Here is a 23,071-nt window from a genome sequence, read left to right on the forward strand (position 1 = left end):
GTCGAGCGGCGCGTCGCCGCCCCCTGCACACGCAATGCATCCCAAGTCACGCCCCCGAGGGCGCGCCGGCGCGCGGCGAACACGCACCGTGCGGGATCGCGGGCCGCAACAACCGCCCTGCGGCCCACCTCCGCTGCGACGGTGCGACGCCGGAGTCGCGGCGCCGAAGCGGACCAGGCAGCCGACTGCCGGGTGCATGGTCACGCAGGGCGGCGGGAACCGCGCCAGAGAAGCCACGCAGAGACGACGAGGCAGAGGAGGCTCGGCGGAAGGAGCAGCGCATCCCGGACGAGACGGTGGCGAGCGGGAAGGCGCGAGAGAGCGAAGAGGGCCAGCGAGACGCCGACCAGGATCTGGGCCCAGGCGCCGGGACGACCGCGAGCGGCGGGGCTGATCGCCGTGGTCCTCCCGAGGAGATGGAGAATTCCTCCCACGACGAACACGACCGACAGAACTCCGCTTGCGATCTGCACTGAACCCCCCCGTAGTGCACTTCCGCCAAGACGACGACACCGCCCGAGCCTCAGCCTAGGACGTCGGGGGCTATCGGGGCTGCCCGATACGGGCCCGGGGGAAGGTGTGGGGCAGACGAGTCGGGCTGTACGCCGGGTTCTGTCGCCCGGGCGCCTCGCGGCGGCCGGGGAGACGGCCATCCATCTAGGGCCGGCGTTGCCGCCGACCTCGTGCGGTCTACCCGCGGACTCGGGCGGGCAGCCCTCGAACGTCCGCGCAGAGCGCCGGTGAGGGCGCTCCTTTTGACCTTGCTCCGGGTGGGGTTTACCTAGCTGCCCAGGTCACCCTGGGCACTGGTGGTCTCTTACACCACCGTTTCACCCTTACCGAGGACCGAGGTCCCCGGCGGTCTGCTTTCTGTGGCACTGTCCCGCGGGTCACCCCGGGTGGCCGTTAGCCACCACCCTGCCCTGTGGAGCCCGGACGTTCCTCGGCGGATCACAGGTGATCCGACGCGACCGTCCGCCCGGCTCGTCTGCCGTACCCCCATCCTAGCCCGCGGCGGCCGCGGGCCACGCCTGGGCGGGGTCGAGGAGGACGGTGTCGCCGCGCAGGACGGCGCGGCGGGCGCGGCGCAGCAGGTCGCTGGGGGCGGTCGCCAGCTCGGCGGCGAGGTGGCGGCTGGTGCGGTCGAAGACCTCGAGGGCGGCGGCCGGGCGGCCGCCCTTCTGGAGGGCGCACATGAGCATGGCCGCCACGGACTCGTCGAGGGGCTGGGTGACGGACAGCGCGGACAGCTCGTCGATCGCCTCGGTGTGGCGGCCCAGCCGCAGTTGGCCGTCGACCTTGCGCCGGACCAGGAGGTTGCGGCGCTCGGTCAGGCGCATCCGCTCCAGTTCGGCGAGGGGCCCGGGCAGGCCGGCGAGGGGCTCGCCGCGGAAGAGGTCGAGGGCGCGGGCGGTGAGGCGTACGGCCTCGGCGAGGTCGCCGGTGCGGGCGGCGGCCGCGGCGGCGGTGGCGTGGCGTTCCACGCGGGCGGCGTCGACGGACACGGCGCCGGCCAGCCGGTAGCCGCAGCGGTCGCGGCTGATCACCGGGGGCTGCCCGGCCGCGGCGGCGGCGAGGATCTTGCGCAGCCGGTAGACGTAGACGGGTACGACGTTGGCCATGGGTGCCTCCATGCCCCAGACGCCGTCGAGCAGTTCCTGCGGGCCGAGCGCACGGCCGGGGCTCAGCGCCAGCGCGGCGAGCACCGACTGCTGCCGGGCCGGCCCGAGGTCCACCGGCCGGCCGTCCCGCCACGCCTGGAGCGGCCCGAGCAGGCAGATCCGGAGCGCCTCCTCCTGCGGATCGCGTACGGGGGTGGATACGGGTACGGGAGCAGGCACGGCGGACACGGGTACGGGTACGGGCACGGCAGCGGCTACGGGTACGCACCCCGCGTGCACGCCCGGCCGGCGCGGCCCGCGCCCGGGCACGACCACACCGCTGTCGAACGCGTACACGATCGCGGCCGAGCGGTCCGGCAGCCCCAGCTTCGCCAGCAGGTGCCCGAGCATCCCGCGCACCGCGGGCTCGGGCAGCCCCAGGCACGCGGCGATCTCGGGGTCCCGCAGGCCGCAGCCGACCGCGTGCAGCATCTGGCGCTCCTGCTGGGTGAGGGGGGACACGGTCGACAGCACGGTGCGACTCCAATCTCTGGCCGGTGCCGCCGAGTGTGGGTACGGGGGCGCCCGGGAGGACAGGTCACCGGACTGGCCATATCCGACCGATCCGCGTACACCGCGCTGACCTGCGCGAACACACGGCGGACGAGGCGGTCGGCCGGCAGCGGCGGGGCGGTCGGCCGGCACCGGCGAGGCAACAACGGCCGGGCGCCGCAGGCCGTTTCACCGTGATTTCATCGGCCGCTCCTAGCGTTCTGTCCGCGGTGCTCGACCGGGTGCGCGATGCCGGCCGCGCACCGGAACGGGGGCGAACGGGGGACGGTCGCCGGTGCGGCGGGGGTAGGAGCCGCACCGGGACCGCGCCCCCCGCGCGACTCGCAGCGCAGGCGCCCCCGTCCACGGCCCCGCCCGCGCCCGTCGCGTGGTCGGGGCCGCCGCAAGCGCGCCGCAAGGCACCGCAACGCACCGGAAGAACCGACACCGTTGGAGGACCGCCCCATGTCCCACGCTGGACGGCCGAACCGCCGCTCCGTTCTCAAGGCCGGAATGGGTCTGGCCGCCACCGCCACCGGCGTCCTGGGCGCCGGGCTCGCCGGCGCCGCCCCGGCCGCCGCCGCCCAGAACGGCACCCCGCTGTGCGACCAGGCCGGCGACTCCGCGAGCGCGGTCGGCCTCGGCTCGGGCGACCTCGGCATCCCCTACTACCGCGAGCACGACGGCACCTGGGGCTACGTCTTCGGCGACTCCTGGGCCGGCATGCAGCAGGCGGACGGTACGTACATCGGCTCGCCCGTCATGCTCAACCAGGCCGGCTTCGACGCGTCCGGGGCGACCCCGATCTCCTTCACCTGGGCCGAACCCAACGGCACGGCCCGCCAGTTGCTCAACTACACGCACAACGCGAACAACGGGTTCGGCACCGAGGTCAGCCGCATCCCGAACGACTGCATCGAGTTCGGCGGCCGCACCTACCTCCAGTACACGTCCGTGGCGACCTGGGGGCCGCCCGCCGGGTACGACGGCTCGCTGATGTCCGGCGTCGCGTACTCCGACGACTACGGCGCGACCTGGACCGACTTCCCGTACCACTGGGACGGCGACGTGCGGGGCGTCAACCAGTCGATGTACGGCATGTGGTCGTTCGCGGGCATCGACCCCGACGGCTGGCTGTACATCTTCTCCAAGCGCTGGAACGGCACCCACATCAACACCGCGGACGGCGGCGCGATCCAGCTCTTCCGCATCCAGCCCGGCGACTTCCACGACGGCAACTTCGGCGCGCAGCAGAACTGGGCGTACCTGAACGGCGCGTGGCAGTGGACCACGGCAGCGCCGCCGTCGGTCATCCTGTCCGGCAACAACACCGGCGAGTTCTCGGTGAAGCGGATCGGCGGCACGTACTGCATGAGCTACTTCGACGTGGTCCTCGGGGCGATCTGCACCCGCCGCGCGTCCCGCCCGGACGCGGTGTGGAGTACGCCGATCCCGCGGATCACCTCGCTGACCGTGCCGAACCTCTACGGCGGCTACATCCACCCGGGCAGCGCCTCGGCGGACGCGCTCACCCTCATCGTGTCCCAGTGGAACGGCACCGTGGGCCAGGCCCCGTACTGGGTCCGCCAGTTCGACGGGATCGGGTCCTAGGCCGGAAAAGGAAACGCGGGGGCGGCGGGAATTCGGGGCAGCGGGAATTCCGCGGCGGAACCGTGTTTGCGGGAACGGAAAAGGGGCAACGCTGCTGGACTGCGGTGCGCCGGGCCCGGCGATACAGTCCCGTTGGGGGGAATCGCCCCATATACGACCGGGAGAGCCATGGGTTTCGTGACGACACGGGACGGCACGGAGATCTTCTACAAGGACTGGGGGCACGGCCAGCCCATCGTGTTCAGCCACGGCTGGCCGCTGTCGTCCGACGACTGGGACCCCCAGCTGATGTACTTCCTCGACCACGGGTTCCGCGTGGTCGCGCACGACCGGCGCGGCCACGGGCGCTCCGCCCAGGTCCCCGACGGCCATGACATGGACCACTACGCCGACGACCTGGCCTCCGTGGTCACCCACCTCGACCTGCGCGACGCGATCCACGTCGGCCACTCCACCGGCGGCGGGGAGGTCATCCACTTCCTGGCGCGCCACGGGCAGGACCGGGCGGCCAAGGCGGTGCTGATCAGCGCGGTGCCACCGCTGATGGTGCGCACCGACAGCAATCCGGGCGGCGTGCCCAAGAGCGTCTTCGACGACTTCCAGACGCAGACCGCGCACCGCCGCTCGTCGTTCTTCCGGGAGGTCGCCGCCGGCCCGTTCTACGGGTTCAACCGGGAGGGCGCGACCCCGGACGAGGCCGTGATCCAGAACTGGTGGCGGCAGGGCATGACCGGCAGCGCGAAGGCGCACTACGACGGCGTCGTCGCGTTCAGCCAGACCGACTTCACCGAGGACCTGAAGAAGGTGACGCTCCCGGTGCTGGTCATGCACGGCGACGACGACCAGGTCGTGCCGTACGCCAACGCCGGACCGCGGTCGGCGGAGCTGCTGCCGAACGGCACGCTCAAGACGTACGAAGGGTTCCCGCACGGCATGATCACCACCCAGGCCGACGTGATCAACGCCGACCTGCTCGCCTTCGCCCGCGGCTGAGCCCCGCCGCGCGGCGCGCAGGCCGCCGGGTCCCGTCCGGCCTCTTCGGGACCCGGCCCGACCCGGCTCCCGCCCCCTGACCGGGGCGGGAGCCGGGTGTGTACGGCCGTAGGCTGCTACGGGGCCGGCCGAGGTGCGAAGGCACGGCGGCCGGCCCGTACGCCGTCTTCGGAACCCGAGGGAGAACCCGTGCTCGTCCTGCTGCCGCCGTCCGAGGGGAAGGCCACCGCCGTACGGGGGCGGCCGCTCGCGCTGGACGGCCTGTCGCTGCCCGAGCTGACCGCCGCGCGCGGGGCGGTCCTCGACGAGCTGGTGCGGCTGTGCGAGGGCGACGCGGACAAGGCCGCCGAGGTGCTCGGGCTCACCCCGGGGCTGCGCGGCGAACTCGCGAAGAACGCGGCGCTGCGCACCGCGCCCACCCTGCCCGCCGCCGAGCTCTACACCGGTGTGCTCTACGACGCGCTCGGCCTGGCCACCCTCGACGCGTCCGCGCTGCGGCGGGCCCGGCGCTCCGTCCTCGTCTTCTCCGGGCTGTGGGGCGTGCTGCGGCTCGCCGACCGGGTGCCGTCCTACCGCTGCTCGATGGGCGTACGGCTGCCCGGCACCGGGGGGCTCGCCTCCTACTGGCGGCCGCACCTGGACGCGGTGCTGCCCGAGGTCGCCGGCGGCGGGCTCGTCCTGGACCTGCGGTCCGCCGCGTACGCGGCCGCGTGGAAGCCGCAAGGGGCCCTCGCGGGGCGTACGGCGACGGTCCGGGTGCTCCAGGTGCGGGTCGTGGGCGGGGTCGAGAAGCGGTCCGTGGTCAGCCACTTCAACAAGGCGACCAAGGGGGAGCTGCTGCGCGCGCTCCTCACGGCCGGCGCCGCGCCCAAGACGGTTCCCGCCCTCGCCACCGCGCTGCGCGACCTCGGCTACGAGGTCGAGCACCCCCCGGGTTCGCCCCAACTCGACGTGCTCCTGCGGGGGCCCGGCGACTGAGGTCCTGCCCCTGGCGGCCGGGCCCACCTGACCGTGCGCTGTGGCTCGTCGCGCAGTCCCCCGCGCCCCTTCGTGGTGCGGCTCCTCCGAGGACGTTGCGCGCTCTGCAACGGGCGTTGCGGGGGGTGGTGGGGGCGGGTGAGGATGAGCCGCATGGAGAGTGTGCTGGACCTGGCCCCCGTGGTCCCCGTGGTCGTGTTGGAGCAGGTCGAGGACGCCGTACCGCTGGCGCGCGCGCTGGTGGCAGGGGGACTGCGGGCGATCGAGGTGACGCTGCGCACCCCGGCCGCGCCGGAGGCGATCCGCGCGATCGCCGCGGAGGTCCCGGACGCCGTGGTGGGCGCGGGTACGGTCCTGGGCCCGGCCGAGGTGGAGACGGCGAAGGCGGCGGGCGCGCGGTTCCTGGTGAGCCCGGGCTGGACGGAGGACCTGCTGGCGGCGATGCGGGCCTCGGGCCTGCCGAGCCTGCCCGGGGTCTCGACGGCCTCGGAGGTCCTGCGGCTGCTGGAACTCGGCGTGACCGACATGAAGTTCTTCCCCGCGGAAGCGGCCGGGGGCGCCCCGTACCTGAAGTCGCTGCACTCTCCGCTGCCGCGCGCCCGCTTCTGCCCGACCGGCGGCATCGACGCCGAACGCGCCGCCGCCTACCTGGAGTTGCCCAACGTCGCCTGCGTGGGCGGCACATGGATGCTGCCGCAGGAGGCCCTGCGGGCAAAGGCGTGGCACCGCGTCACACAACTGGCCCGTTCCGCGGCCGCGCTGGCCGGGTGAACCGCCCGCGCCTCACCCGCGGCCGGGCAGCTCCCGCAGGTGCGCGGTCGCGTTGACGTACCGCACGGACGTGTTGCCGTCGGCGTAGTGGTCCACCGCGCTCAGGGCGGCCGGGTCCAGCCGCATCCGGAAGAGCGCCTCGGGCGGGGCGCCGAGGGCCAGCCGGATCAGCGTCTTGATCGGCGTGACATGGCTGACCAGCAGGACCGTCCGGCCGCGGTGCGCGGCGAGCAGCGCCTCCCGGGCGGCCGCCACCCGCTCCGCGACCCGGGCGAAGCTCTCCCCGCCGGGCGGGGCGGCGGCCGGATCGCCGAGCCACGCGGTCATCGTCTCCGGGTCGCGCTGCCGCGCCTCGGCGAACGTCAGGCCGTCCCAAGCGCCGAAGTCCGTCTCGCGCAGGCCCTCCTCGACGGTGACGTCCAGGCCGAGCCGGTCCGCGACCGCGGCGGAGGTCTGCCGGCAGCGGGCGAGCGGCGAGCTGACCACGGCGTGCACGGCGCCAGGGCCGCCCGGCTCCTGAGCGCCCGGCTCCTTCGCGGCCAGGACCTGCGTGCCCAACTCCCGTGCGGCCAGCTCCGCCTGGGCCCGTCCCCGCGCCGACAGGCCCGGATCGGTCCCGCCGCTGCCGGAGAACCGCTGCTGCCCGGTGAGCGGTGTCTCCCCGTGCCGCAGCAGCACGAACGTGGTCGGGGTGCCCAGATCGGGCGCCCCCTGCCCCGTCGCGGCCACCGCCCTACAGCCCGGAGTCGGCCGTACGCACCAGAATCCGGCGGCAGTTCTCGCAGCGCACCACGGTGTCGGCCGGAGCGGCCCGCACTTCGTTCAGCTCGGTGATGTTCAGCTCCAGCCGGCAGCCCTCGCAGCGCTTCTGGTAGAGCCGGGCGGCGCCGATGCCGCCCTGCTGGGCGCGCAGCTTGTCGTAGAGCCCCAGCAGGTCGCCGGGGACGGCGTCGGCGAGCACCTCGCGCTCCTTGGCGACGGTGAAGCCCTCGGCGTCGATGCCCTCCAGCTCGGCGTTCTTGCGCTGCTCGGCCTCGGCCACCTTGGCCTCCAAGGCCGCGACCCGGTCGGCGAGTTCGGCGCCGCGCTCCTGCGCGTTCTCGCGGCGCTCCATCACCTCCAGGACGACGTCCTCCAGGTCGGACTGGCGCTTGGCGAGCGAGGCGATCTCGCGCTGGAGGTTCTCCAGGTCCTTCGGGGAGGTGACCGCCCCGGAGTCCAGCCGCTGCTGGTCGCGGACCGCGCGCTGCCGCACCTGGTCGACGTCCTGCTCCGCCTTGGTCTGCTCGCGGGCGGTGTCGCTCTCCTCGGTCCGGGCGGCGACGAGCAGGTCGCGCAGCTGGGCGAGGTCGGCGCCCAGCCGCTCCAGCTCGGCGTGCTCGGGGAGGTTGCGGCGCTTGTGGTCGAGCTGCGCGATACGCGCATCGAGGGCCTGGACTTCGAGAAGTCGGATCTGGTCGGCGGGCGCGGCGTTCAGCGGGGGGCTCCTGTGCTGCTGGAAGGGGAATTCGGGTTCGGCGACGAGCTGGTCGGGCCGGGCGGCCCGGTCACGTCCGAGGGGTCCGGCGCGGCGGACGGGTCCGTCATGGCGGCGGAGTCCGGCGTGGTGGAAGGCGCGTGGAGCGTCCAGGGGTCGGTGACCGCCCGCGAGACATGGGTCCGCAGATTCCAGCCGTGCCGGTCGGAGATCTCGTCGAGCTGGCCGGCGGCCTGCTCGCACCACGGCCACTCGGTGGCCCAGTGCGCGGCGTCCACCAGGGCGGGCGGCCCGGCCTGCCGGGCCTCGGAGGCGGGGTGGTGCCGCAGGTCGGCGGTGAGGAAGGCGTCCACCCCGGCCGCGCGGACCTCGGCGAAGAGGCTGTCGCCGGAGCCGCCGCAGACCGCGACCGTGCGGACCAGGGTGTCCGGGTCGCCGGCGACCCGCAGCCCGGTGGCGGTGTCCGGCAGGCCGCGCGCGGCCCGCGCCGCGAAGTCAGCCAGCCGCATCGGCACGTCGAGCGCGCACAGCCGGCCCAGGCCCCGGCGGCCGGCGGGGTCGGCCGGGTCGGGCACGAGCGGGCCGGTGACGCGCAGGTCCACGGCCGCGGCGAGCGCGTCGGAGACCCCGGGGTCGGCCCGGTCGGCGTTGGTGTGCGCCACCAGCAGGGCCACGCCGCCGCGGATCAGGTCGTGCACCACCCGGCCCTTGAAGCCGGCCGGGCCGACCGGCGCGACGGTGGTGGTGCCGCGCAGGTAGAGCGGGTGGTGGGTGACGAGCAGGTCCGCGCCGAGCCGGACCGCCTCGTCGACGACCTCCTGGACCGGGTCGACGGCGAACAGCACCCGGCCGACCGTCGCGGACGGGTCGCCGCAGACGAGGCCGACGGCGTCCCAGGACTCGGCCAGCTCCGGCGGCCAGAGGGCGTCCAGAGCGGCGAGCACGTCGGCAAGAGAGGGTGCGGGCACGTTACGAAGGTTACCCGCCGCGCCGGCCGGCCGGGATGCGAGCGGCCGACGCAGCACAACGGCTCGGGTGACAGCGTCGGTTCGCACGGGGCGACACCCTTACGTGTGAACTGTCCCGGCTCGCGTTGATCGTCGTGAAGTACGAAAACTACCGTCCTGAGCTGGAGGTGGAGAACCCACATGACCCTCGACACGACCGGTACCCGCCAGCTTTCGGACCCGACCCCGCCGGAGCGGGCGCCCGCCGCGGAACCGGCGGCCCGGCACCGTAGCGGCTTCACGATCAGCGCCGACGGGGCCTACGCGGCCTGCCTCGCGGCGGCGACCGTGCCGAGCGAGGAGGGCGAGGGGGGCGGCGGCTGGTACGTCGAGCGCTGGTCGCTGGACGGACCCGAGCCCTACGCGGTGGCGCTGCCCGGTCCGCGCCCGGAGGAGCCAGGCACACAGGTGCTCCCCCTCCCCGACGGCCGCGTGCTCGTACGGCGCGGTACGGCGGCCGGCACCGCCGCCGACGCCGCCCCCACCGGGACCCGCCACGACCTGTCCCTGCTCTACCCGTCCGGCACCGGCACCGGCAGCCAGGAGATCGGCGCGCTCACCGGCACCGACGTGCGGCTGCTCCCGCCGGCCCCGTTCGGCGCCTTCGCCACCTGCTACGACGCCGGCGGCGGCGTCACCTCGCTGTGGCAGCTGTGCGACGCGGGCGGCGGCAGCGGGGGCGGCCCGGTGCACCTGCTGACGCTGCCCGGCCGCTGCACCGGCGGCGCCTGGTTGGACCGCACCGGGCGGCTGCTCGCCCTGGACCGCGAACTGGACGGGCGGACCAAGACCGTGGCGGTCGACCTGTTCGCCGGCCAGGTCAACCCGCTGCTCCAGCTCACCGAGGACAGCGACGACCGGCTGCTGCTCGCCGAGCCGGACAGCGGGCTGCTGATCGTCCGCAGCGACGCCACCGGCGAGCCCCGGCTCGGCTGGGGCGTGCTCGGCAGCCGCCACCCGGTGCGCTTCCCCGACACCCTGCGGGTGGCCGGTGCGCTGCTCTCGCCCGTCGCCGCGCAGCCCGGGCAGAGCCTCGCCCCGGAGGCGTGCGTGGTCGCCTTCCGTTCGGCGGTGCCCGGCGGGCGGTCCTCGCTCGCGCTGTGGCGGCCGGGCGAGCGCCGGCTGCACTGGCGCCGTGCGCCCGCGGACTGGCTCGGCCCGGCCGCCCGCTGGCTGCCGCGCTCCCCGCTGCACCTGCCGACGCCCGCCGCCCTGCACCCGTACGACCCGCCGCCGCAGGTCGCCCCGGCGCCGCGCGCACTGCCCGCGCCGCGGGTGGTGCGGGCCCGCGCGCTGCCCCCGGCGCGCCGCACGCTCGCGGTGCTCCCGCTCCAGAACGCGCCGCTGACACAGCAGGCCCCCTGCCCCGGCGGCGGCATGATCCTCGGTAGACTCGCCCGCGTCACCGAGGGTGAACGCCCGCGCGTGAGCATGTAGTCAGGTGGGTACAGGGGGAGAGCAGAAAGATGGCGAACACGACCAGGGCCGATCAGGCGCGCGACCACGCGCACCAGGGAGCGGACGAGGACGTGGCCGGCCGGCACCGGGGCGAGGCCTCGGCGGAGGACGGCGAAGCGGCGGCGCCGCACGGCAAGCACCGTCGTGAGGGAACCGGCTGAGGCCGGACCGGCAGCGGCTCCGGCAGCGGAGCGGCGGACGACAGCGGAACGCGGTACCCGTCGGGTGCCGCGTTCCGGATTCCGGGGGGGAGTCGACGTCGATGGCGACACGGTGGGGTCTGATCGTCGAGGAGGCCAAGGGCGGGCGCTACGGCTTCGTGCACAACACCGTGCTGGAGGTGTTCACCGGCACCCGCGAGGAGGCCCTCGCCCGGCTGGAGGGCCACGCCACCACCTTCCAGCCGCGCCAGCTGCGGCATCCGCCCCGCACCCGGCTGTTCCGCTCGGCCGACGGCTTCCTGCTGGTCGGCAGCGACGTGCCCAGCGAGTACGCCACCGACTGGCACGTCCTGTGCCGGTTCAGCGTCGCGGAGCTGGTGCGCGACAGCGAGGACACCCGGCGCGAGGTCGAGGCGGAGTGGCGGGCCCGGGAGGAGCAGCGGGCCCGGGACCGGGCGGAGAAGAAGCGGCAGAAACGTCTCGGCTACTGACCTGCGTGCCCGATGTTCAGGCGGGATGTGTCAGGCGGGATGTTCAGGCGCGTTGTTCCGGTGCGGGGGGCAGCGGCTCGAGCACCGGGTTGGTGAGGTGCTGGTAGATGATCGAGGTGCGGAAGCCGACGATCTCGCGGCGGTTGGTGAACTGGTCCAGCAGGAAGGCGTGCAGGTGGTCGATGTCCTGGGCCGTGACATGGACGAGGAAGTCGTCGCTGCCGGCCATCGTGTAGACCGAGACGACCTCCGGCAACCGGGTCACCGACTGCTCGAAGGCGGCGACCACGTCCCGGCGCAGCGGCCGGACCTGCGTGGACACCATGGCCTGGACCGGGCGGTTGAGCGCGCGCAGGGAGACCTGGGCCCGGTACCCCTCGATGACGCCGCGCTTGTGCAGCAGCCGGGTGCGCTCCAGGCAGGTGGACGGTGCGATGCCGAGCTTCTCCGCGAGCGCGCGGTTGGAGAGCCGACCGTCCACCTGTAGATGGCGCACGATCGCCGAATCAATGTCGTCCATGACCACCCTCCACGGCCGCCGTCCGAATTTCGTTCGGCATAGCGCCAGTTCGTCCGAGCGTCACTCTAGCTTCAGGCGCATGAGCCACGCGTTCGCACATGAAGAGGTCCTTGTCCGTCGTGGCAGCCGCTCGGGGCTGCCGCTGGTCGTCGCTGTCCACTCCCGGGCGCTGGGCCCGGCGGTCGGCGGGTGCCGGCTGCGCCGCTACGACACGTGGCAGGACGGGCTGGCCGACGCGCTGCGCCTGTCGGAGGCCATGACGTACAAGGCCGCGGTGGCCGGTCTGGACTTCGGCGGCGGCAAGAGCGTGATCGCCCTCGGCCGGGACACCGAACTCACCGAGCGGCTGCGCGAGGCCGCGCTCGAGGACCTGGGCGAGCTGATCGCCGCCATGGAGGGGTCGTACCGGACCGGCCCCGACATCGGCACCGGCCCGGACGACATGGTGGTCCTGAAGCGCTTCTCGCCGTACGCCTACTGCGCGCCAGGCGAACACGGCGGCACCGGCGATTCCGGCGGTCCCACCGCCACCGGCGTCCTGGCCGCCCTCCGCGCGGGCGCCCGGCACGTGTTCGGCAGCGCCTCCAGCGCCGGCCGGACGGTGGTCATCAGCGGGTTCGGGTCGGTCGGCGGCGGCATCGCGGCGGGCCTGGCCGCCGAGGGCGCCCGCGTCCTGGTGTCGGACGTGGACCGGTCCCGCAAGGACACCGCCCTGGCGTACGGGTACGGATGGGTCGAGCCCGATGAGGCGCTGTCCGCGCCCGCCGACATCTTCGTCCCCGCGGCCGTCGGCGGCGTCCTCAGTGCGGCGACCGTGCCCAGGCTGACCGCACCCCTGGTCGTCGGCCCGGCCAACAACCAGCTCACCGAGGAGTCCGTCGCCGACGCCCTCGCCGCGCACGGCGTGGTCTGGGTCCCGGACTACGTGGCCGGCGCCGGGGGCATCGTCTACGCGCTGAGCCGGGAATCGGAGCACTACGGCCACGAAGCCGCCCAGCAGCGGGTGGAGCGCATCGGCGACACCGTCAGCCACGTGCTGGACCTGGCCCGTTCGACCGGCGTGACCCCGCAGCAGGCCGCCCGGCGGATCGCCGAGACCCGGCTCGCCTCCGCCGTCCGTCCGGAATAGGCCGGGGCCGACCGCGGGTTGTGCGGGTATGGAACCGGTGGAAGGTGTGTCCCAGGTGCGAGCCGCGGGGACGCCGCTCGCGGTCGGCGTGCTGGACCAGCAGTGTCCGCGAGCGGTGTTCGACCGGGTCACCAACCGGTGGGCGGTGCTGATCTTCGACGCCCTGTTCGACGGGCCGCGCCGGTTCTCCGAACTGACCGCCGAGGTCGCCGGTATCAGCGAGAAGATGCTGTCGCAGAACCTCAAGGTCCTGGTGCGCGCCGGACTGGTCGAACGCTCCGTGGCGCCGACCGTGCCGCCCCAGGTCACATACAGCCTGACCGCGCTCGGCGCGGACCTGACTGTGCGGCTGCACACCCTGGTGCGCTGGGTCGACGACCACATCGGCCCCATGGTGCAGGCGCGGGAGCGTTACGACGCGGAAGCGCCCTGACGGGAAAGCCCCAGCTTGGGACGCAGCCAGCGCGCGATGTTCGCGACGGTCCGGTCGGCCTCGGGGGCCCGGCCCGCCATCAACGGGTAGATGTGCTGCATCCCTTCGCCCACTTCGAGGGTGACGTCGACGCCCGCGTGCGTGGCCAGGCGCGCGAAGCGTTCGGCGTCGGCCCGCATCGTCTCGTACCCGCCGCAGGTCAGATAGACGGGTGGCAGTCCGGTGGCGTCCGCGTACAGGGGATTGGCCAGCGGGTCGGTGGGGGAGCCGTGCTCGCCGAGGAACATCGCGGCGAGCGCGAGCGTGGTCGGCCGGCTGGCGAAGACGTCGTGCGCGGCGTTGGTGTCGAAGGTCTCACCGGTGGCTTCCATGTCGTACCAGGGGGAGACCGCCACGATCCCCGCGGGCAGCGGGTCGTGGTCGTCGCGCAGTTTCAGGACGGTCGAGGTCGCTAGCCCGCCGCCGCCGGAATCGCCCGCGACGGCGATACGGCCGGGTTCGACGCCGGTGCGCAGGAGATCGCGGTAGACCGCCACCGCGTCCTCGAGTTGGGCCGGAAAGGGATGCTCCGGCGCCAGCCGGTAATCGATCACCAGGGCACGGCAACCGGTCGCTTTCGCGAGATGGGCGGCGAATTTGCGATGGGTGTCTTTCGAGTTCGCGACGAAAGCGCCGCCGTGGAGGAAGAGGATGACGCGGTCGGTCGCCGAGCCGAGCGGTGTGCACCACAGCGCCGGCCGCCCCCCGGCCTCGACCTCCTCGTACGTCACGCCGGTGGGCTCCGCGGACTGCGCCTGTAGTTCGTCCATCATGTCGCGCAGCGTCGGCAGATCCATGTCGGGCCGGTCGCGCATACGGTCGGCCATCGACTGGAGTGCGGCGCGGAGGGCGTCGGATTCGGGGCTCGGCATCACGGAATTCCGATCATTCGGGAAAGGCGCGGGTGGGGACGTGCACGGACGCGGGTATTCGCGTAAAGGTGCACATCGGTGCGGCGGAATCGCCGACTTCCGCAAAGCTATGCCTTTTCCCGATCGGACGTAAGAGCTTACTTTTTTGTCAGGGCCGGGCGCCGGCGAAAGGATCGAGGTCAAGCGGACCGCCGGGCCGGAAACTTCTGGTGTCAGCCCGCGGCCAGCAGCCGCTGGACCCAGGCGGCCCGGGTCGTCGAAGCGGTGCGCGAGAGCGCGGCGTGCGGGGCCATGGCGTCGAAGCCGTGGAAGCCGCCCGGCCAGACGTGCAGTTCGCACTGGACGCCGGCCTGGAGCAGCCGGGCGGCGTAGTCGATGGCCTCGTCGCGGAAGGTCTCCACCGAGCCGACGTCGATGAAGGCGGTGGGCAGGCCGGCAAGGTCGGTGGCCCGGGCCGGTGCCGCGTAGATGCTGACGTCGTCGGTGCCCCGGCGTTCGCCGAGCAGGGCGTGCCACCCGGTCGTGTTGCTGGTGCGGTCCCAGATGCCCTCGCCGTCGAGTTCCCGGCTGCTCGGTGTGACGAAGCGGTCGTCGAGCATCGGGCACATCAGCACCTGGGCGAGCGGCCGGGGGCCGCCCCGGTCGCGGGCCAGGAGTGCGACGCCGGCCGCGAGTCCGCCGCCGGCGCTCGTTCCGGCGAGCACGACACGGTCCCGGTCGCCGCCTATCCGCCCGGCGTGTTCGTGCACCCACAGCAGCCCCGCGTAGCAGTCCTCGACGGGTGCGGGGTCCGGGTGTTCCGGTGCGAGGCGGTAGCCGGCGGACACCACCACGGCGCCGTTGGCGACGGCCCAGTCGAGGACGGTGCCGACCCCGGTGCGCTGGTCGCCGATGATCATGCCGCCGCCGTGCAGGTAGTAGATGACGGGTGCTCCCGCCGCCAGACCGGCGGGCCGCAGGACGAGCAGCGGGACCTCGGGGGCGCCGTCGGGGCCGGGGACGGCGAGGTCTCGCACCTCGACGGTGCCGCCGCGGGTCAGGTCCTCGCCCGGGGCGGCGAAGAGCCCGGCCCGCAGGGCGCCGATGTCCTGGGCGGTGACGGTCGGGGAGAGCTGCTGGTGGACCAGCGCCAGGACGGCGCCGAGTTCCGGGTCGAGGGGCGGGTGGTTCGTCGTCATCGGCGGTTCCTCGGTTGCGGGGGTGGTGTCGGGGATCGGGGCGGGGTGCGTCAACGGGCCGTCAGCGCGTGCGGCCGGGAGGGCTTACGGCGTAGGCGGCTTCGAGCGGGTCGATGACGGTGTCGGCGATCCAGCGCGCGACCCCGGCCGGGTAGGGCGCGGACAGCGCGAGCACGATGTGGCCGAACCCGCCGTCGACCGCCGCGCGGATGGTGGCGCGGGTGTCCTGGGGCCGGTCGTAGGAGACCGGCAGCACGATGGACCGGGTGATCTCGGCCGGGTCGCGGCCGATCTCGGCGCACAGCCGGTCGAGTACGGCGCTGCGGGCGATCGCCTGCTCGATGCTGTCGGCGGGCGCGTTCCACAGGTCGGCGTGCTCGGCCACCACGCGCAGGGTGCGAGTCGCCTTCCCGCCGATCAGGATCGGCGGGTGGGGGCGCTGGACGGGTTTGGGACTGGCGAACGCGCCGGTCAGCCGGTGGTGGCGGCCCTGGAAGTCGAACGGTTCGGTCGCGGTCCAGAGCCTGCGGATGACCGTGCACGCCTCGGCGAGGCTTTCGACGGCGTGCGCGGCGTCGTGGAAGGGGAGGCCGTGCGCCGCGTACTCCCGCCGGGCGGTGGGCACGTCGGGCCGGGAGCCGGCGCCGATGCCGAACTCGAGCCGGCCGCCGGAGACGATGTCGACGGTGGCGGCGATCTTGGCCAGCACGGCCGGCGGCCGGAACCTGTTGCTGGTGACCATCACCCCGAGCCGCAGCCGCTCGGTGCGGGCCGCGAGGGCCGACAGCAGCGTCCAGCCCTCGAGGGCCGGGCCGTCCGGGTCGCCGCCGATCGGCATGAGGTGGTCGAAGAGCCAGGCGTGCTCGATCTGCGGGATGCCGTCCGCTTCCTGCCACACCCGCAGGATGTCGTCGTAGGCGACGTGGGTGGGAGCGGTCATGATGCCGAAGCTGGTCCGGCGGGGCGGCGCGAGAGGGAACCCGGTGTCGCGGGAGGACGCGGTGTCGATCACGGGGCGGACGCCTTTCGGAGGTTCGGCAGGCACGGCGGTGCCCGTGCGGCGAGGCGTCTGGCAGGATGGAAATGCGGAGCCCCGCTCCGAATCACGATATGGAACGTCGCTCCGCTTTGCAAGTGAAGTGAAAGGATGCCTCCGATGCCCACGCCCAGCACCTCGCCCCCGGGCGGCCGCAAGCGGTCCGACGTCCGCCGGAACGAGCAGACCCTGCTGGACGCCGCGGCGGCCGTGTTCGCCCGGGCGGGCGTCCACGCTCCCGTGCGGGAGATCGCCGCGGAGTCGGGGCTCGGCATGGGCACGATCTACCGCCACTTCCCGACCCGCTCGGAGCTGGTGGTCGCGGTCTTCAAGCACCAGGTCGACGCGCTCGCCACCGACGCGCACGCGCCGTCCGCGGAGGTCGGGCCGTACGAGGCCCTGCGGCTGTGGGTTCACCGGTTCGCCGACTTCCTCGTCACCAAACACGGCCTGGCCGAGGCCATGCGCTCGGACCCGACCGGGTTCGACTACCTGCACAACGAGTTCGTCGAACGCCTGCTGCCCGTGCTCGACCAGCTGCTGCGAGCGTCCGCCGCCGCCGGCGCCACCCGCGCGGACGTCCGCGCCTTCGACCTGATGCTCGCCGTCGGCAACCTGTGCATCGGGGTCGACACCTTCCCCGACTACCAGGCCCGCCGCATGATCGACCTGCTGCTCGCCGGCCTGGCGCAGCCCTCCCTGCCGCCCACGGCCCCCGACCCGCGCTGACGCCCGCGCCCGCCCACGCGCTCAGCCGGCGGTGGTGACGCCCAGGGAGAAGTCGTACGCCCCCACGCCATGGCGCCCCAGGCCCATCATCAGCACCCCGGCGCCCTCCAGCCACCGCGCCATCGCCAGGTCGCCGGTGTCCCACGGGCGCAGCCCGATGCTCTCGACGAACGCCGACGTGCGCGCCTTGGCCCGCGCGTCGTCGCCGGCGAGGAACACGTCCACCGGGCGCCCCTGGGCGAGGACGCCGCCGAAGACGGTGTTGAACGCCTTGACGACGTGAGTGCTCGCCGGAGCGGCCTTCGCGATCTCCTGTGCGACGGAGGTGCCCTCGGGCGTGACGACCCCGGTGGCGGCGGAGTTGAAGGGGTTCGAGATGTCGACGACGACCTTGCCGGCCAGCGCGTCCCCGTACCGGCTGACGACCGGCACGGCGCTGCCGGCGGGCACGGCGAGGATGACGATGTCCCCGGCCGGGGCCGCGTCCATGGTGCCCGCGGTGGCGCCGCGGCCCAGTGCGGCGGCCACGTCCGCGGCCTTGGCGGCGTCCCGGCCGACGACCTCGACGGCGTGGGCGCCGTCGAGCGCCCGGTTGGCGAGCACCCGGGCCATCTGCCCCAGGCCGATGATGCTGATGCTGCTCATGGTGAGCGCTCCTTCTCTGCGTCGGGCTCTTGCGTCGGGCTCTTGCGTCGGGCTCTTGCGCTGGGCTCTGCGTCGGGTGGTCCTCGACAGGTCCGGCTCCGCCGGATCAGGCCCGGCGCGCCGCTCCTCGTGGGTGTCCAACAGGCGGGGCGGGGGCCGTGCTTCCCGTCCGTCCATCGATAGAAGGAGGCGCTGCGATAGATTTTCTGCATGCCTGCACGCCCGCTGCCCTTGCGCGGAGCGGATTTCTAGACGACTGGTCTAATCTGCTGCTAGCGTGCCCGTATGGCAGGTACCAAGGTGGACACGGGGCAGAGCCTTCTGGAGACCGCGCGGCGGATCGTGGCCACGAAGGGCTACGCCGCGGTCGGCATCAATGAGGTCCTGGCCGCGGCCGGCGTCCCGAAGGGGTCCTTCTACCACTACTTCGCTTCGAAGGACGCCTTCGGCGAGGCGATGATGAAGAGCTACTTCGACGACTACCTGGCCGTCATGGACGGCATCGCCGCCGACCGCCGCAGGAGCCCCGCCGAGCGCCTGATGGCCTACTGGCAGAGGTTCCACGACACGCAGGCGGCGGACGACTGCCAGGGCGGATGCCTGGTCGTCAAGCTCGGCGCGGAGGTCGCCGACCTCTCCGAGGCGATGAGGGCGGCGACGAAGACCGGGACCACCGCGATCGTCGACCGCCTGGAGCGGATGATCGCCGACGGCGTCGCGGACGGCTCCGTGTCCGTCGAGGAGAGCCCCCGCATGGCGGCCGAGGCGCTCTACGACCTGTGGATCGGAGCGAGCATGATGGCGAAGATCCACCGCAGTGCGCGCCCGCTGGACCGTGCCATGGCCGTCACCCGCCAAGTCCTCCACATCTGACGAGCCCTTCGACGGGCCTTCCCCGCCCCCCGTACGCCGGACTAGTAGACCGGTCTAGTAGAAACGAGGTCACCATGACCACCGAGCTCATCCACCGCGACGCGAGCGGACTCGCCGAGCTGATCCGCGACCGGAAGGTCTCCTCCGTCGAGGTGGTGCGGGCGCACCTCGACCGCATCGAGGCGGCCGATCCCAAGGTCAACGCCATCGTCACGCTCGCCGACGGGGCTCTGGAGGCGGCGAAGGCCGCGGACGCGGCGGTGGCGGCCGGCGTGGCGGTCGGGCCGCTGCACGGTGTGCCGTTCACGGCCAAGGACTCGTTCGACACCGCCGGAGTGCTGACCCAGCGCGGTTCCCCGATCTTCGCGGGCCGCGTCCCGGACCGGGACGCCACCAGCGTGGCCCGCCTGAAGCGGGCCGGTGCGATCCTCCTGGCGAAGACCAACCTCCCGGAGTTCTCGTACTCGACCGAGTCCGACAACCTCCTGACGGGCCGCACGAACAACCCCTGGAACCTCGGCCGTACACCCGGCGGTTCGAGCGGCGGCGAGTCAGCGGCGATCGCGGCGGGCATGTCGCCCCTCGGGCTCGGCAGCGACCTGGCCATCTCGGTGCGCGGGCCGGCCGCGCACACCGGCATCGCCGCGCTCAAGCCGACGCACGGGCGCATCCCGATGACCGGGGTCTGGCCCCGGGCGCCCCGCCGTGACTGGCACGTGGGCCCGATGGCCCGCACCGTCCGCGACCTCGCCCTGGCCTACGCGCTGCTGTCCGGGCCGGACGGCGCCGACGGTCTTGCCAGCGTGCCGCGGGAGTTCGACGCCGGCCTGGGCACGTCGCCGGACCGGCCGGTGCGTGTCGGATGGCTGGTCGACTCCGGGCTCGGCCCGATCGACCCGGAGGTCGCCGCCACCGTGCGGGACGCCGCCGAAGCGCTGCGGAGCGCGGGGGCCGAGGTCGACGCGGTGGACATCCCGGCCCTGGAGCGGGACAACCCGCTCGACCTCTTCTACCGACAGCACGTCATGGAGGTCAGACCGGCCTTCCGGGAGGCCACCGCAGGCCACGAGGACCGGATGGGCAGGGTCTCGAAGCACATGCTCGCCGGCCCCGACACGCCCCTGCACGACTACGTCCTGGCCGAACAGGGCGTCGAACGCCTCCGGGACGCGTTCGCCGCGTACTTCCAGCGGTACGACATCCTCCTGCTCCCGGTCCTGCCCGTTCCCGCACACGGACACGGCGCCGCCCGGCTCACCGTCGACGGCCGTTCCGTGGACGCCGCGCACATCCAGACGGCGACCGTTCCGTTCAACCTGACCGGCCTCCCGGCGCTGTCCCTGCGGTTCGGCACCAGCGGCGAGGGCCTGCCGATCGGCGTGCAGCTGGCGGCGGGCTGGCACTGCGAGTCGACGGTGCTGCACACCGCCTCCCTGCTGGAGTCCCTCAGCCCGGTCCGCGACCAGCACCCCGCGATCTGACCCCGGGTTCCGTGAACGGCGGCCCGTCCGGCAGCCCGTCCTGCCGCGCCCCGGCTTCCGTCACGCCGCGGGCGGCTCGTCCGGTGGGCGGGGCCCGGCGAGTTGGTCGCGGACGTCGCGCGGCACGCTCATGCCGTGGTCGCGCAGGTCGGCGATGAAACGGGCGGCCAGCGGGTCTGGCCGCGTGGACGTCACCGCCACCAGTTGCCGGACCCACCGCGGGGAGAAGGAGCGCACCGCTCCCGGAAAGCCGTGGCTGACCGCGCTCACGGGGCACACCGCGACCCCCAGCCCGGCGGCCGCGAGCTGCGGCGCCGTCGCCGTCACCGAGGTGCGCATCACCGTCTCCGGATGGACCCCCTCGCGGGCGAAGGCCTGGTCGAGCCAGCCGCTGAGGCCGTTGTCCGGGGCGAAGTGGACGAGCGGCACCCCGTCGAGATCCGCGAGGCGTACGGCCGGCCGCCCGGCCAGCGGATGGTCGGCGGGCGCCGCCCACACGATCTCCTCCTCCGCGACGGCGGTGATCGTGAAGCGGCCCGCCGAGGGCGCGGTCAGCACGGCCACGTCGACCTCGTCGGACTCGACGAGACCGAGCGCCTCGTCCATCGCCGTGGACTCGCGCAGCGTGATCGCCACCTCCGGGTGGCGGCGGCGCCACTGGCGGATGACGGCCGCCAGCAGCGGCACCGTCAGGCTCTGCGCGCAGACCAGGCGCAGGACGCCGCCGGCTGCCTGACCGGCCGCGCGCGCCGACCGCACCGCGGCCGCGGCCGCCTCGATCGCGCGCCTGGCGTCCGCGACGGCGGCCCGCCCCGCGGAAGTGAGCTTGACCCCGCGGGCCTCGCGGCGCAGCAGGACCGTCCGCGTCTCCCGTTCCAGCGAAGCGAGCTGATGGGAGACGGCGGGCTGCGACGAGTGCAGCAGCAGCGCGGCCTGTGTGATCGACCCGGAGTCCGCGACGGCGACGAGGCACTCCAGTGCCCGCAGAGAAGCCATCCATGGATCTTATCGCAAGCCTTCGAAGTATGAGGATTGTGGAGGGAAGCCCGCAGGCCGCCCGGTTGCTCTCACCCATGGGACCGCTCGCCACGTCCGGCGAGGGGCTCACACGAAGCGAAGGAGAGAGACATGGCGCAGGTGTTCGTCACCGGCGGTTCCGGGTTCATCGGCCAGGTACTCGTACGCCGGCTCCTCGGCGCGGGGCACGCGGTACGGGTCCTGGTGCGAAGCGAGGCATCGGCCGCGAAGGTCTCGGCGCTGGGCGCGGAGCCCGTGCGGGGCGAGTTGACCGAGCCGCTGACGTGGCGGGAGGACGTGGCGGGCAGCGACGTGGTGTTCCACCTCGCCGCCGAGACCGATGTCACCGCCGACCGCGACCGCCACGAACTGGTGACGGTGCGCGGCACCCGGGCGGCCGTCGACGCCGCTCGCCACGCGGGGGTGCCGCGTTTCGTCCACTGCGGCAGCGAAGCCGCGCTGCTGGCCGGCGACCCGCTCGTGGACGTGGACGAGACCGCGCCGCTGCGGCCCGACTCGGCAGCCGCCTACAGCGCCACGAAGGCCGTGGCCGAGCGGATCGTGCTCGACGCGAACGCCCCGGGCCTCGCCACCGTGTCGATCCGCCCGCGGTTCGTCTGGGGACCCGGCAGCTTCCTCGTCGAGGGCCTGGCCGCGGCGGCGAAGGCGGGCCGGTTCGCCTGGATCGACGGCGGCCGGCACACGACCGACGTCACGTACGTCGACAACGCCGTCGAGGGACTCGTGCTCGGATGGCAGCGCGGCCGGCCGGGCCAGGCCTACTTCGTCACCGACCGGCACCGCGTCACCCTCCGCGCGTTCCTTGAGGCCCAGTTCGCGATCCTCGGCGTGGACGTCGCGGTACCCGACCTGGACGCCGAGACCGCGGCCGGTCAAGTCCCCGTCCCCGCCCGCTGGTTCCTCGGGCAGCAGTGCACCCTGCGCACGGACAGGGCGGTGGCCGACCTCGGATACGAGCCGATCGTCCAGCATGCCGCCGGCCTCGACGCGCTGCGCGACTCCGTGGCCGCCGGCGGGAACACGCCGTCCGTGCTCCCGCCCATCGTGTGACGGTCCCCGTCGAACGGAATCCCGTCGAAACGGAACACCGGCGGTGCGCAACCGTCGCCCGCCGTACATCACGGAACCGACCGCCAGGGAGCGGTCCGACGTTGGGAGAGGCCCATGTCCGAGACGTTCGAGGCGATCAACTGGCCGCAGGCCATGACGCCCAGTCGATCCCCCATCCACTTCACCAACGAGCTGGAGGTCGAGGCATCTCCGGAAACGGTCTGGTCCCTGCTCGTCGATCCCCGCACGTGGCCCTCCTTCTACCCGGGCGTGGGGGAGGTGCGGCTGCTCGACGGCCATGACGCGCTGCGCCTGGGCACGCGGTTCGAGACCAACCTGGCCGGCCAGGACGTGTTCGCCTCCGTACAGGAGTTCCGGCCCCGGACGCGGATCGCGTGGGGCGGCCACCCCAAGGCGTCCGAGGAGTCCAGGGCCTACCACGCCTGGATCATCACCCCCACGCCGACGGGGACCCATCTGTGGACCGAGGAGACGATGCAAGGTCCGCTCTGGGTCGAACTGGCGAAGCAGGACCCCGAGGTCTTCTGGCGCACGCACGAGAACCTGCTCGCGGCGCTCGCCAAGGTGGCGGCCGAGCGGGAGGAGCAGGCCGGTTGACGCGCCTTCGGCGCCTCGCGCCGCTGCCAACGGAACACCCGGAACGCCCAGAACACCCCGAACGGAAGGACGGACGATGTACGACAAGGTGATGTGGCCGGAACCGTACGACCCGAAGACGTCGGCGCTCTACGCCCTCAATGACATCGACGTGAAGGCGCCGCCCGAAGTGGTGTGGAAGCTGCTCGTCGACGCCGAGAACTGGTCGCGCTACCGGGTCTCATCGCAGTGCACCGGGCTTTAGGTGCCGGTACTTCGTCACGAAAACCAAGTGGGCGTGAAGAACGAAGGCACGGTGTCGGCCGGTACGGGATGTTCTGATACTCGGCC

At 73.5% G+C, this 23,071-nt stretch carries 24 protein-coding genes, 1 other RNA gene and 1 pseudogene; 15 read left to right on the forward strand and 11 right to left on the reverse strand.

Annotated elements, in window-relative coordinates; all coding sequences use genetic code 11:
* Positions 1 to 585: 585 nt before the first annotated feature.
* Positions 586 to 987, reverse strand: an RNA gene (gene rnpB, locus AC3ERT_RS30930) — RNase P RNA component class A.
* A gap of 17 nt (positions 988 to 1,004) precedes the next feature.
* On the reverse strand, positions 1,005 to 2,135 hold the full coding sequence (locus tag AC3ERT_RS30935; protein ID WP_435126359.1) for an AfsR/SARP family transcriptional regulator: 1,131 nt from the start codon (positions 2,133 to 2,135) through the stop codon (positions 1,005 to 1,007).
* A 483-nt stretch (positions 2,136 to 2,618) separates the two neighbouring features.
* On the opposite strand from AC3ERT_RS30935, the gene AC3ERT_RS30940 reads away from it, so the two are divergent.
* From AC3ERT_RS30940 to eda, 4 genes are all read left to right on the forward strand, one after another.
* Positions 2,619 to 3,764: a glycoside hydrolase family 183 protein gene (locus tag AC3ERT_RS30940; RefSeq protein ID WP_335981155.1), complete on the forward strand. Its 1,146-nt coding sequence runs from the start codon at positions 2,619 to 2,621 to the stop codon at positions 3,762 to 3,764.
* 168 nt (positions 3,765 to 3,932) lie between these two features.
* Positions 3,933 to 4,757 carry an alpha/beta fold hydrolase gene (locus AC3ERT_RS30945; RefSeq protein WP_435126355.1) on the forward strand — a complete coding sequence of 275 codons (825 nt, stop codon included), beginning with the start codon at positions 3,933 to 3,935 and terminating at the stop codon, positions 4,755 to 4,757.
* A 189-nt stretch (positions 4,758 to 4,946) separates the two neighbouring features.
* Positions 4,947 to 5,735, forward strand: coding sequence for a peroxide stress protein YaaA (yaaA, locus tag AC3ERT_RS30950; protein ID WP_435126352.1), 789 nt, complete (start codon positions 4,947 to 4,949; stop codon positions 5,733 to 5,735).
* A gap of 153 nt (positions 5,736 to 5,888) precedes the next feature.
* The gene (eda, locus tag AC3ERT_RS30955; RefSeq protein WP_435126349.1) at positions 5,889 to 6,506 is read left to right on the forward strand and encodes a bifunctional 4-hydroxy-2-oxoglutarate aldolase/2-dehydro-3-deoxy-phosphogluconate aldolase; all 618 of its coding nucleotides are present in this window, start codon (positions 5,889 to 5,891) and stop codon (positions 6,504 to 6,506) included.
* Between the two features lie 12 nt (positions 6,507 to 6,518).
* Here the strand turns inward: eda and AC3ERT_RS30960 are convergent.
* From AC3ERT_RS30960 to AC3ERT_RS30970, 3 genes and pseudogenes are all read right to left on the reverse strand, one after another.
* Positions 6,519 to 7,223, reverse strand: a pseudogene (locus AC3ERT_RS30960) (histidine phosphatase family protein); the annotation flags it as partial.
* 16 nt (positions 7,224 to 7,239) lie between these two features.
* Positions 7,240 to 7,983 carry a zinc ribbon domain-containing protein gene (locus AC3ERT_RS30965; protein WP_435178136.1) on the reverse strand — a complete coding sequence of 248 codons (744 nt, stop codon included), beginning with the start codon at positions 7,981 to 7,983 and terminating at the stop codon, positions 7,240 to 7,242.
* Positions 7,980 to 8,951, reverse strand: a complete 972-nt coding sequence (locus AC3ERT_RS30970; protein ID WP_435126346.1) for a Nif3-like dinuclear metal center hexameric protein — start codon at positions 8,949 to 8,951, stop codon at positions 7,980 to 7,982. Before AC3ERT_RS30970 ends, AC3ERT_RS30965 begins: the two co-directional genes overlap by 4 nt.
* Before the next feature lie 180 nt (positions 8,952 to 9,131).
* Between AC3ERT_RS30970 and AC3ERT_RS30975 the strand changes: the two genes are divergently transcribed.
* The 3 genes from AC3ERT_RS30975 to AC3ERT_RS30985 all read left to right on the forward strand — a co-directional run bounded on the left by AC3ERT_RS30975 (position 9,132) and on the right by AC3ERT_RS30985 (position 11,100).
* Positions 9,132 to 10,427: a hypothetical protein gene (locus AC3ERT_RS30975; protein WP_435126343.1), complete on the forward strand. Its 1,296-nt coding sequence runs from the start codon at positions 9,132 to 9,134 to the stop codon at positions 10,425 to 10,427.
* 29 nt (positions 10,428 to 10,456) lie between these two features.
* Positions 10,457 to 10,609, forward strand: a complete 153-nt coding sequence (locus tag AC3ERT_RS30980) for a hypothetical protein (RefSeq protein WP_335981161.1) — start codon at positions 10,457 to 10,459, stop codon at positions 10,607 to 10,609.
* A gap of 101 nt (positions 10,610 to 10,710) precedes the next feature.
* Positions 10,711 to 11,100 (forward strand): hypothetical protein, encoded by a 390-nt coding sequence (locus AC3ERT_RS30985; protein WP_435126339.1) that lies wholly within the window; start codon positions 10,711 to 10,713, stop codon positions 11,098 to 11,100.
* 43 nt (positions 11,101 to 11,143) lie between these two features.
* On the opposite strand, the gene AC3ERT_RS30990 is transcribed toward AC3ERT_RS30985, so the two are convergent.
* Positions 11,144 to 11,620: an Lrp/AsnC family transcriptional regulator gene (locus tag AC3ERT_RS30990; RefSeq protein WP_335981163.1), complete on the reverse strand. Its 477-nt coding sequence runs from the start codon at positions 11,618 to 11,620 to the stop codon at positions 11,144 to 11,146.
* Between the two features lie 79 nt (positions 11,621 to 11,699).
* Here AC3ERT_RS30990 and AC3ERT_RS30995 point away from each other — a divergent pair, with 79 nt between their 5' ends.
* Positions 11,700 to 12,749: a Glu/Leu/Phe/Val dehydrogenase dimerization domain-containing protein gene (locus AC3ERT_RS30995; protein WP_435126334.1), complete on the forward strand. Its 1,050-nt coding sequence runs from the start codon at positions 11,700 to 11,702 to the stop codon at positions 12,747 to 12,749.
* A gap of 55 nt (positions 12,750 to 12,804) precedes the next feature.
* Positions 12,805 to 13,182: a winged helix-turn-helix transcriptional regulator gene (locus AC3ERT_RS31000; RefSeq protein ID WP_335981165.1), complete on the forward strand. Its 378-nt coding sequence runs from the start codon at positions 12,805 to 12,807 to the stop codon at positions 13,180 to 13,182.
* Here AC3ERT_RS31000 and AC3ERT_RS31005 read toward each other — a convergent pair.
* From AC3ERT_RS31005 to AC3ERT_RS31015, 3 genes are all read right to left on the reverse strand, one after another.
* On the reverse strand, positions 13,161 to 14,048 hold the full coding sequence (locus AC3ERT_RS31005) for an alpha/beta hydrolase (protein ID WP_435178132.1): 888 nt from the start codon (positions 14,046 to 14,048) through the stop codon (positions 13,161 to 13,163). The two genes, AC3ERT_RS31000 and AC3ERT_RS31005, sit on opposite strands and share 22 nt — an antisense overlap.
* Before the next feature lie 257 nt (positions 14,049 to 14,305).
* Positions 14,306 to 15,271 carry an alpha/beta hydrolase gene (locus tag AC3ERT_RS31010; protein ID WP_335981167.1) on the reverse strand — a complete coding sequence of 322 codons (966 nt, stop codon included), beginning with the start codon at positions 15,269 to 15,271 and terminating at the stop codon, positions 14,306 to 14,308.
* A gap of 61 nt (positions 15,272 to 15,332) precedes the next feature.
* Positions 15,333 to 16,211, reverse strand: a complete 879-nt coding sequence (locus AC3ERT_RS31015; RefSeq protein WP_435126326.1) for an LLM class flavin-dependent oxidoreductase — start codon at positions 16,209 to 16,211, stop codon at positions 15,333 to 15,335.
* 216 nt (positions 16,212 to 16,427) lie between these two features.
* Here AC3ERT_RS31015 and AC3ERT_RS31020 point away from each other — a divergent pair, with 216 nt between their 5' ends.
* On the forward strand, positions 16,428 to 17,036 hold the full coding sequence (locus AC3ERT_RS31020; RefSeq protein ID WP_435126323.1) for a TetR/AcrR family transcriptional regulator: 609 nt from the start codon (positions 16,428 to 16,430) through the stop codon (positions 17,034 to 17,036).
* A gap of 21 nt (positions 17,037 to 17,057) precedes the next feature.
* Here AC3ERT_RS31020 and AC3ERT_RS31025 read toward each other — a convergent pair whose 3' ends face one another.
* Complete coding sequence (locus tag AC3ERT_RS31025) at positions 17,058 to 17,858, reverse strand: NADPH-dependent F420 reductase (protein ID WP_435178134.1); 801 nt, start codon at positions 17,856 to 17,858, stop codon at positions 17,058 to 17,060.
* 108 nt (positions 17,859 to 17,966) lie between these two features.
* On the opposite strand from AC3ERT_RS31025, the gene AC3ERT_RS31030 reads away from it, so the two are divergent.
* Positions 17,967 to 18,554, forward strand: a complete 588-nt coding sequence (locus AC3ERT_RS31030; RefSeq protein WP_335981170.1) for a TetR/AcrR family transcriptional regulator — start codon at positions 17,967 to 17,969, stop codon at positions 18,552 to 18,554.
* Positions 18,555 to 18,628: 74 nt separating this feature from the next.
* Positions 18,629 to 20,035 carry an amidase gene (locus AC3ERT_RS31035; protein WP_435126319.1) on the forward strand — a complete coding sequence of 469 codons (1,407 nt, stop codon included), beginning with the start codon at positions 18,629 to 18,631 and terminating at the stop codon, positions 20,033 to 20,035.
* Between the two features lie 60 nt (positions 20,036 to 20,095).
* Here AC3ERT_RS31035 and AC3ERT_RS31040 read toward each other — a convergent pair whose 3' ends face one another.
* Positions 20,096 to 21,031 (reverse strand): LysR family transcriptional regulator, encoded by a 936-nt coding sequence (locus AC3ERT_RS31040; protein ID WP_435126316.1) that lies wholly within the window; start codon positions 21,029 to 21,031, stop codon positions 20,096 to 20,098.
* 132 nt (positions 21,032 to 21,163) lie between these two features.
* Here AC3ERT_RS31040 and AC3ERT_RS31045 point away from each other — a divergent pair, with 132 nt between their 5' ends.
* The 3 genes from AC3ERT_RS31045 (at position 21,164) to AC3ERT_RS31055 (ending at position 22,985) form a co-directional block, all read left to right on the forward strand.
* Positions 21,164 to 22,123 carry an NAD-dependent epimerase/dehydratase family protein gene (locus AC3ERT_RS31045; RefSeq protein ID WP_435126313.1) on the forward strand — a complete coding sequence of 320 codons (960 nt, stop codon included), beginning with the start codon at positions 21,164 to 21,166 and terminating at the stop codon, positions 22,121 to 22,123.
* Positions 22,124 to 22,237: 114 nt separating this feature from the next.
* The gene (locus tag AC3ERT_RS31050) at positions 22,238 to 22,741 is read left to right on the forward strand and encodes an SRPBCC domain-containing protein (RefSeq protein ID WP_435126310.1); all 504 of its coding nucleotides are present in this window, start codon (positions 22,238 to 22,240) and stop codon (positions 22,739 to 22,741) included.
* Positions 22,742 to 22,817: 76 nt separating this feature from the next.
* Positions 22,818 to 22,985 (forward strand): hypothetical protein, encoded by a 168-nt coding sequence (locus AC3ERT_RS31055; protein ID WP_435126307.1) that lies wholly within the window; start codon positions 22,818 to 22,820, stop codon positions 22,983 to 22,985.
* The last annotated feature ends 86 nt before the right edge of the window (positions 22,986 to 23,071 follow it).

This window comes from Actinacidiphila sp. bgisy145, assembly GCF_057708125.1.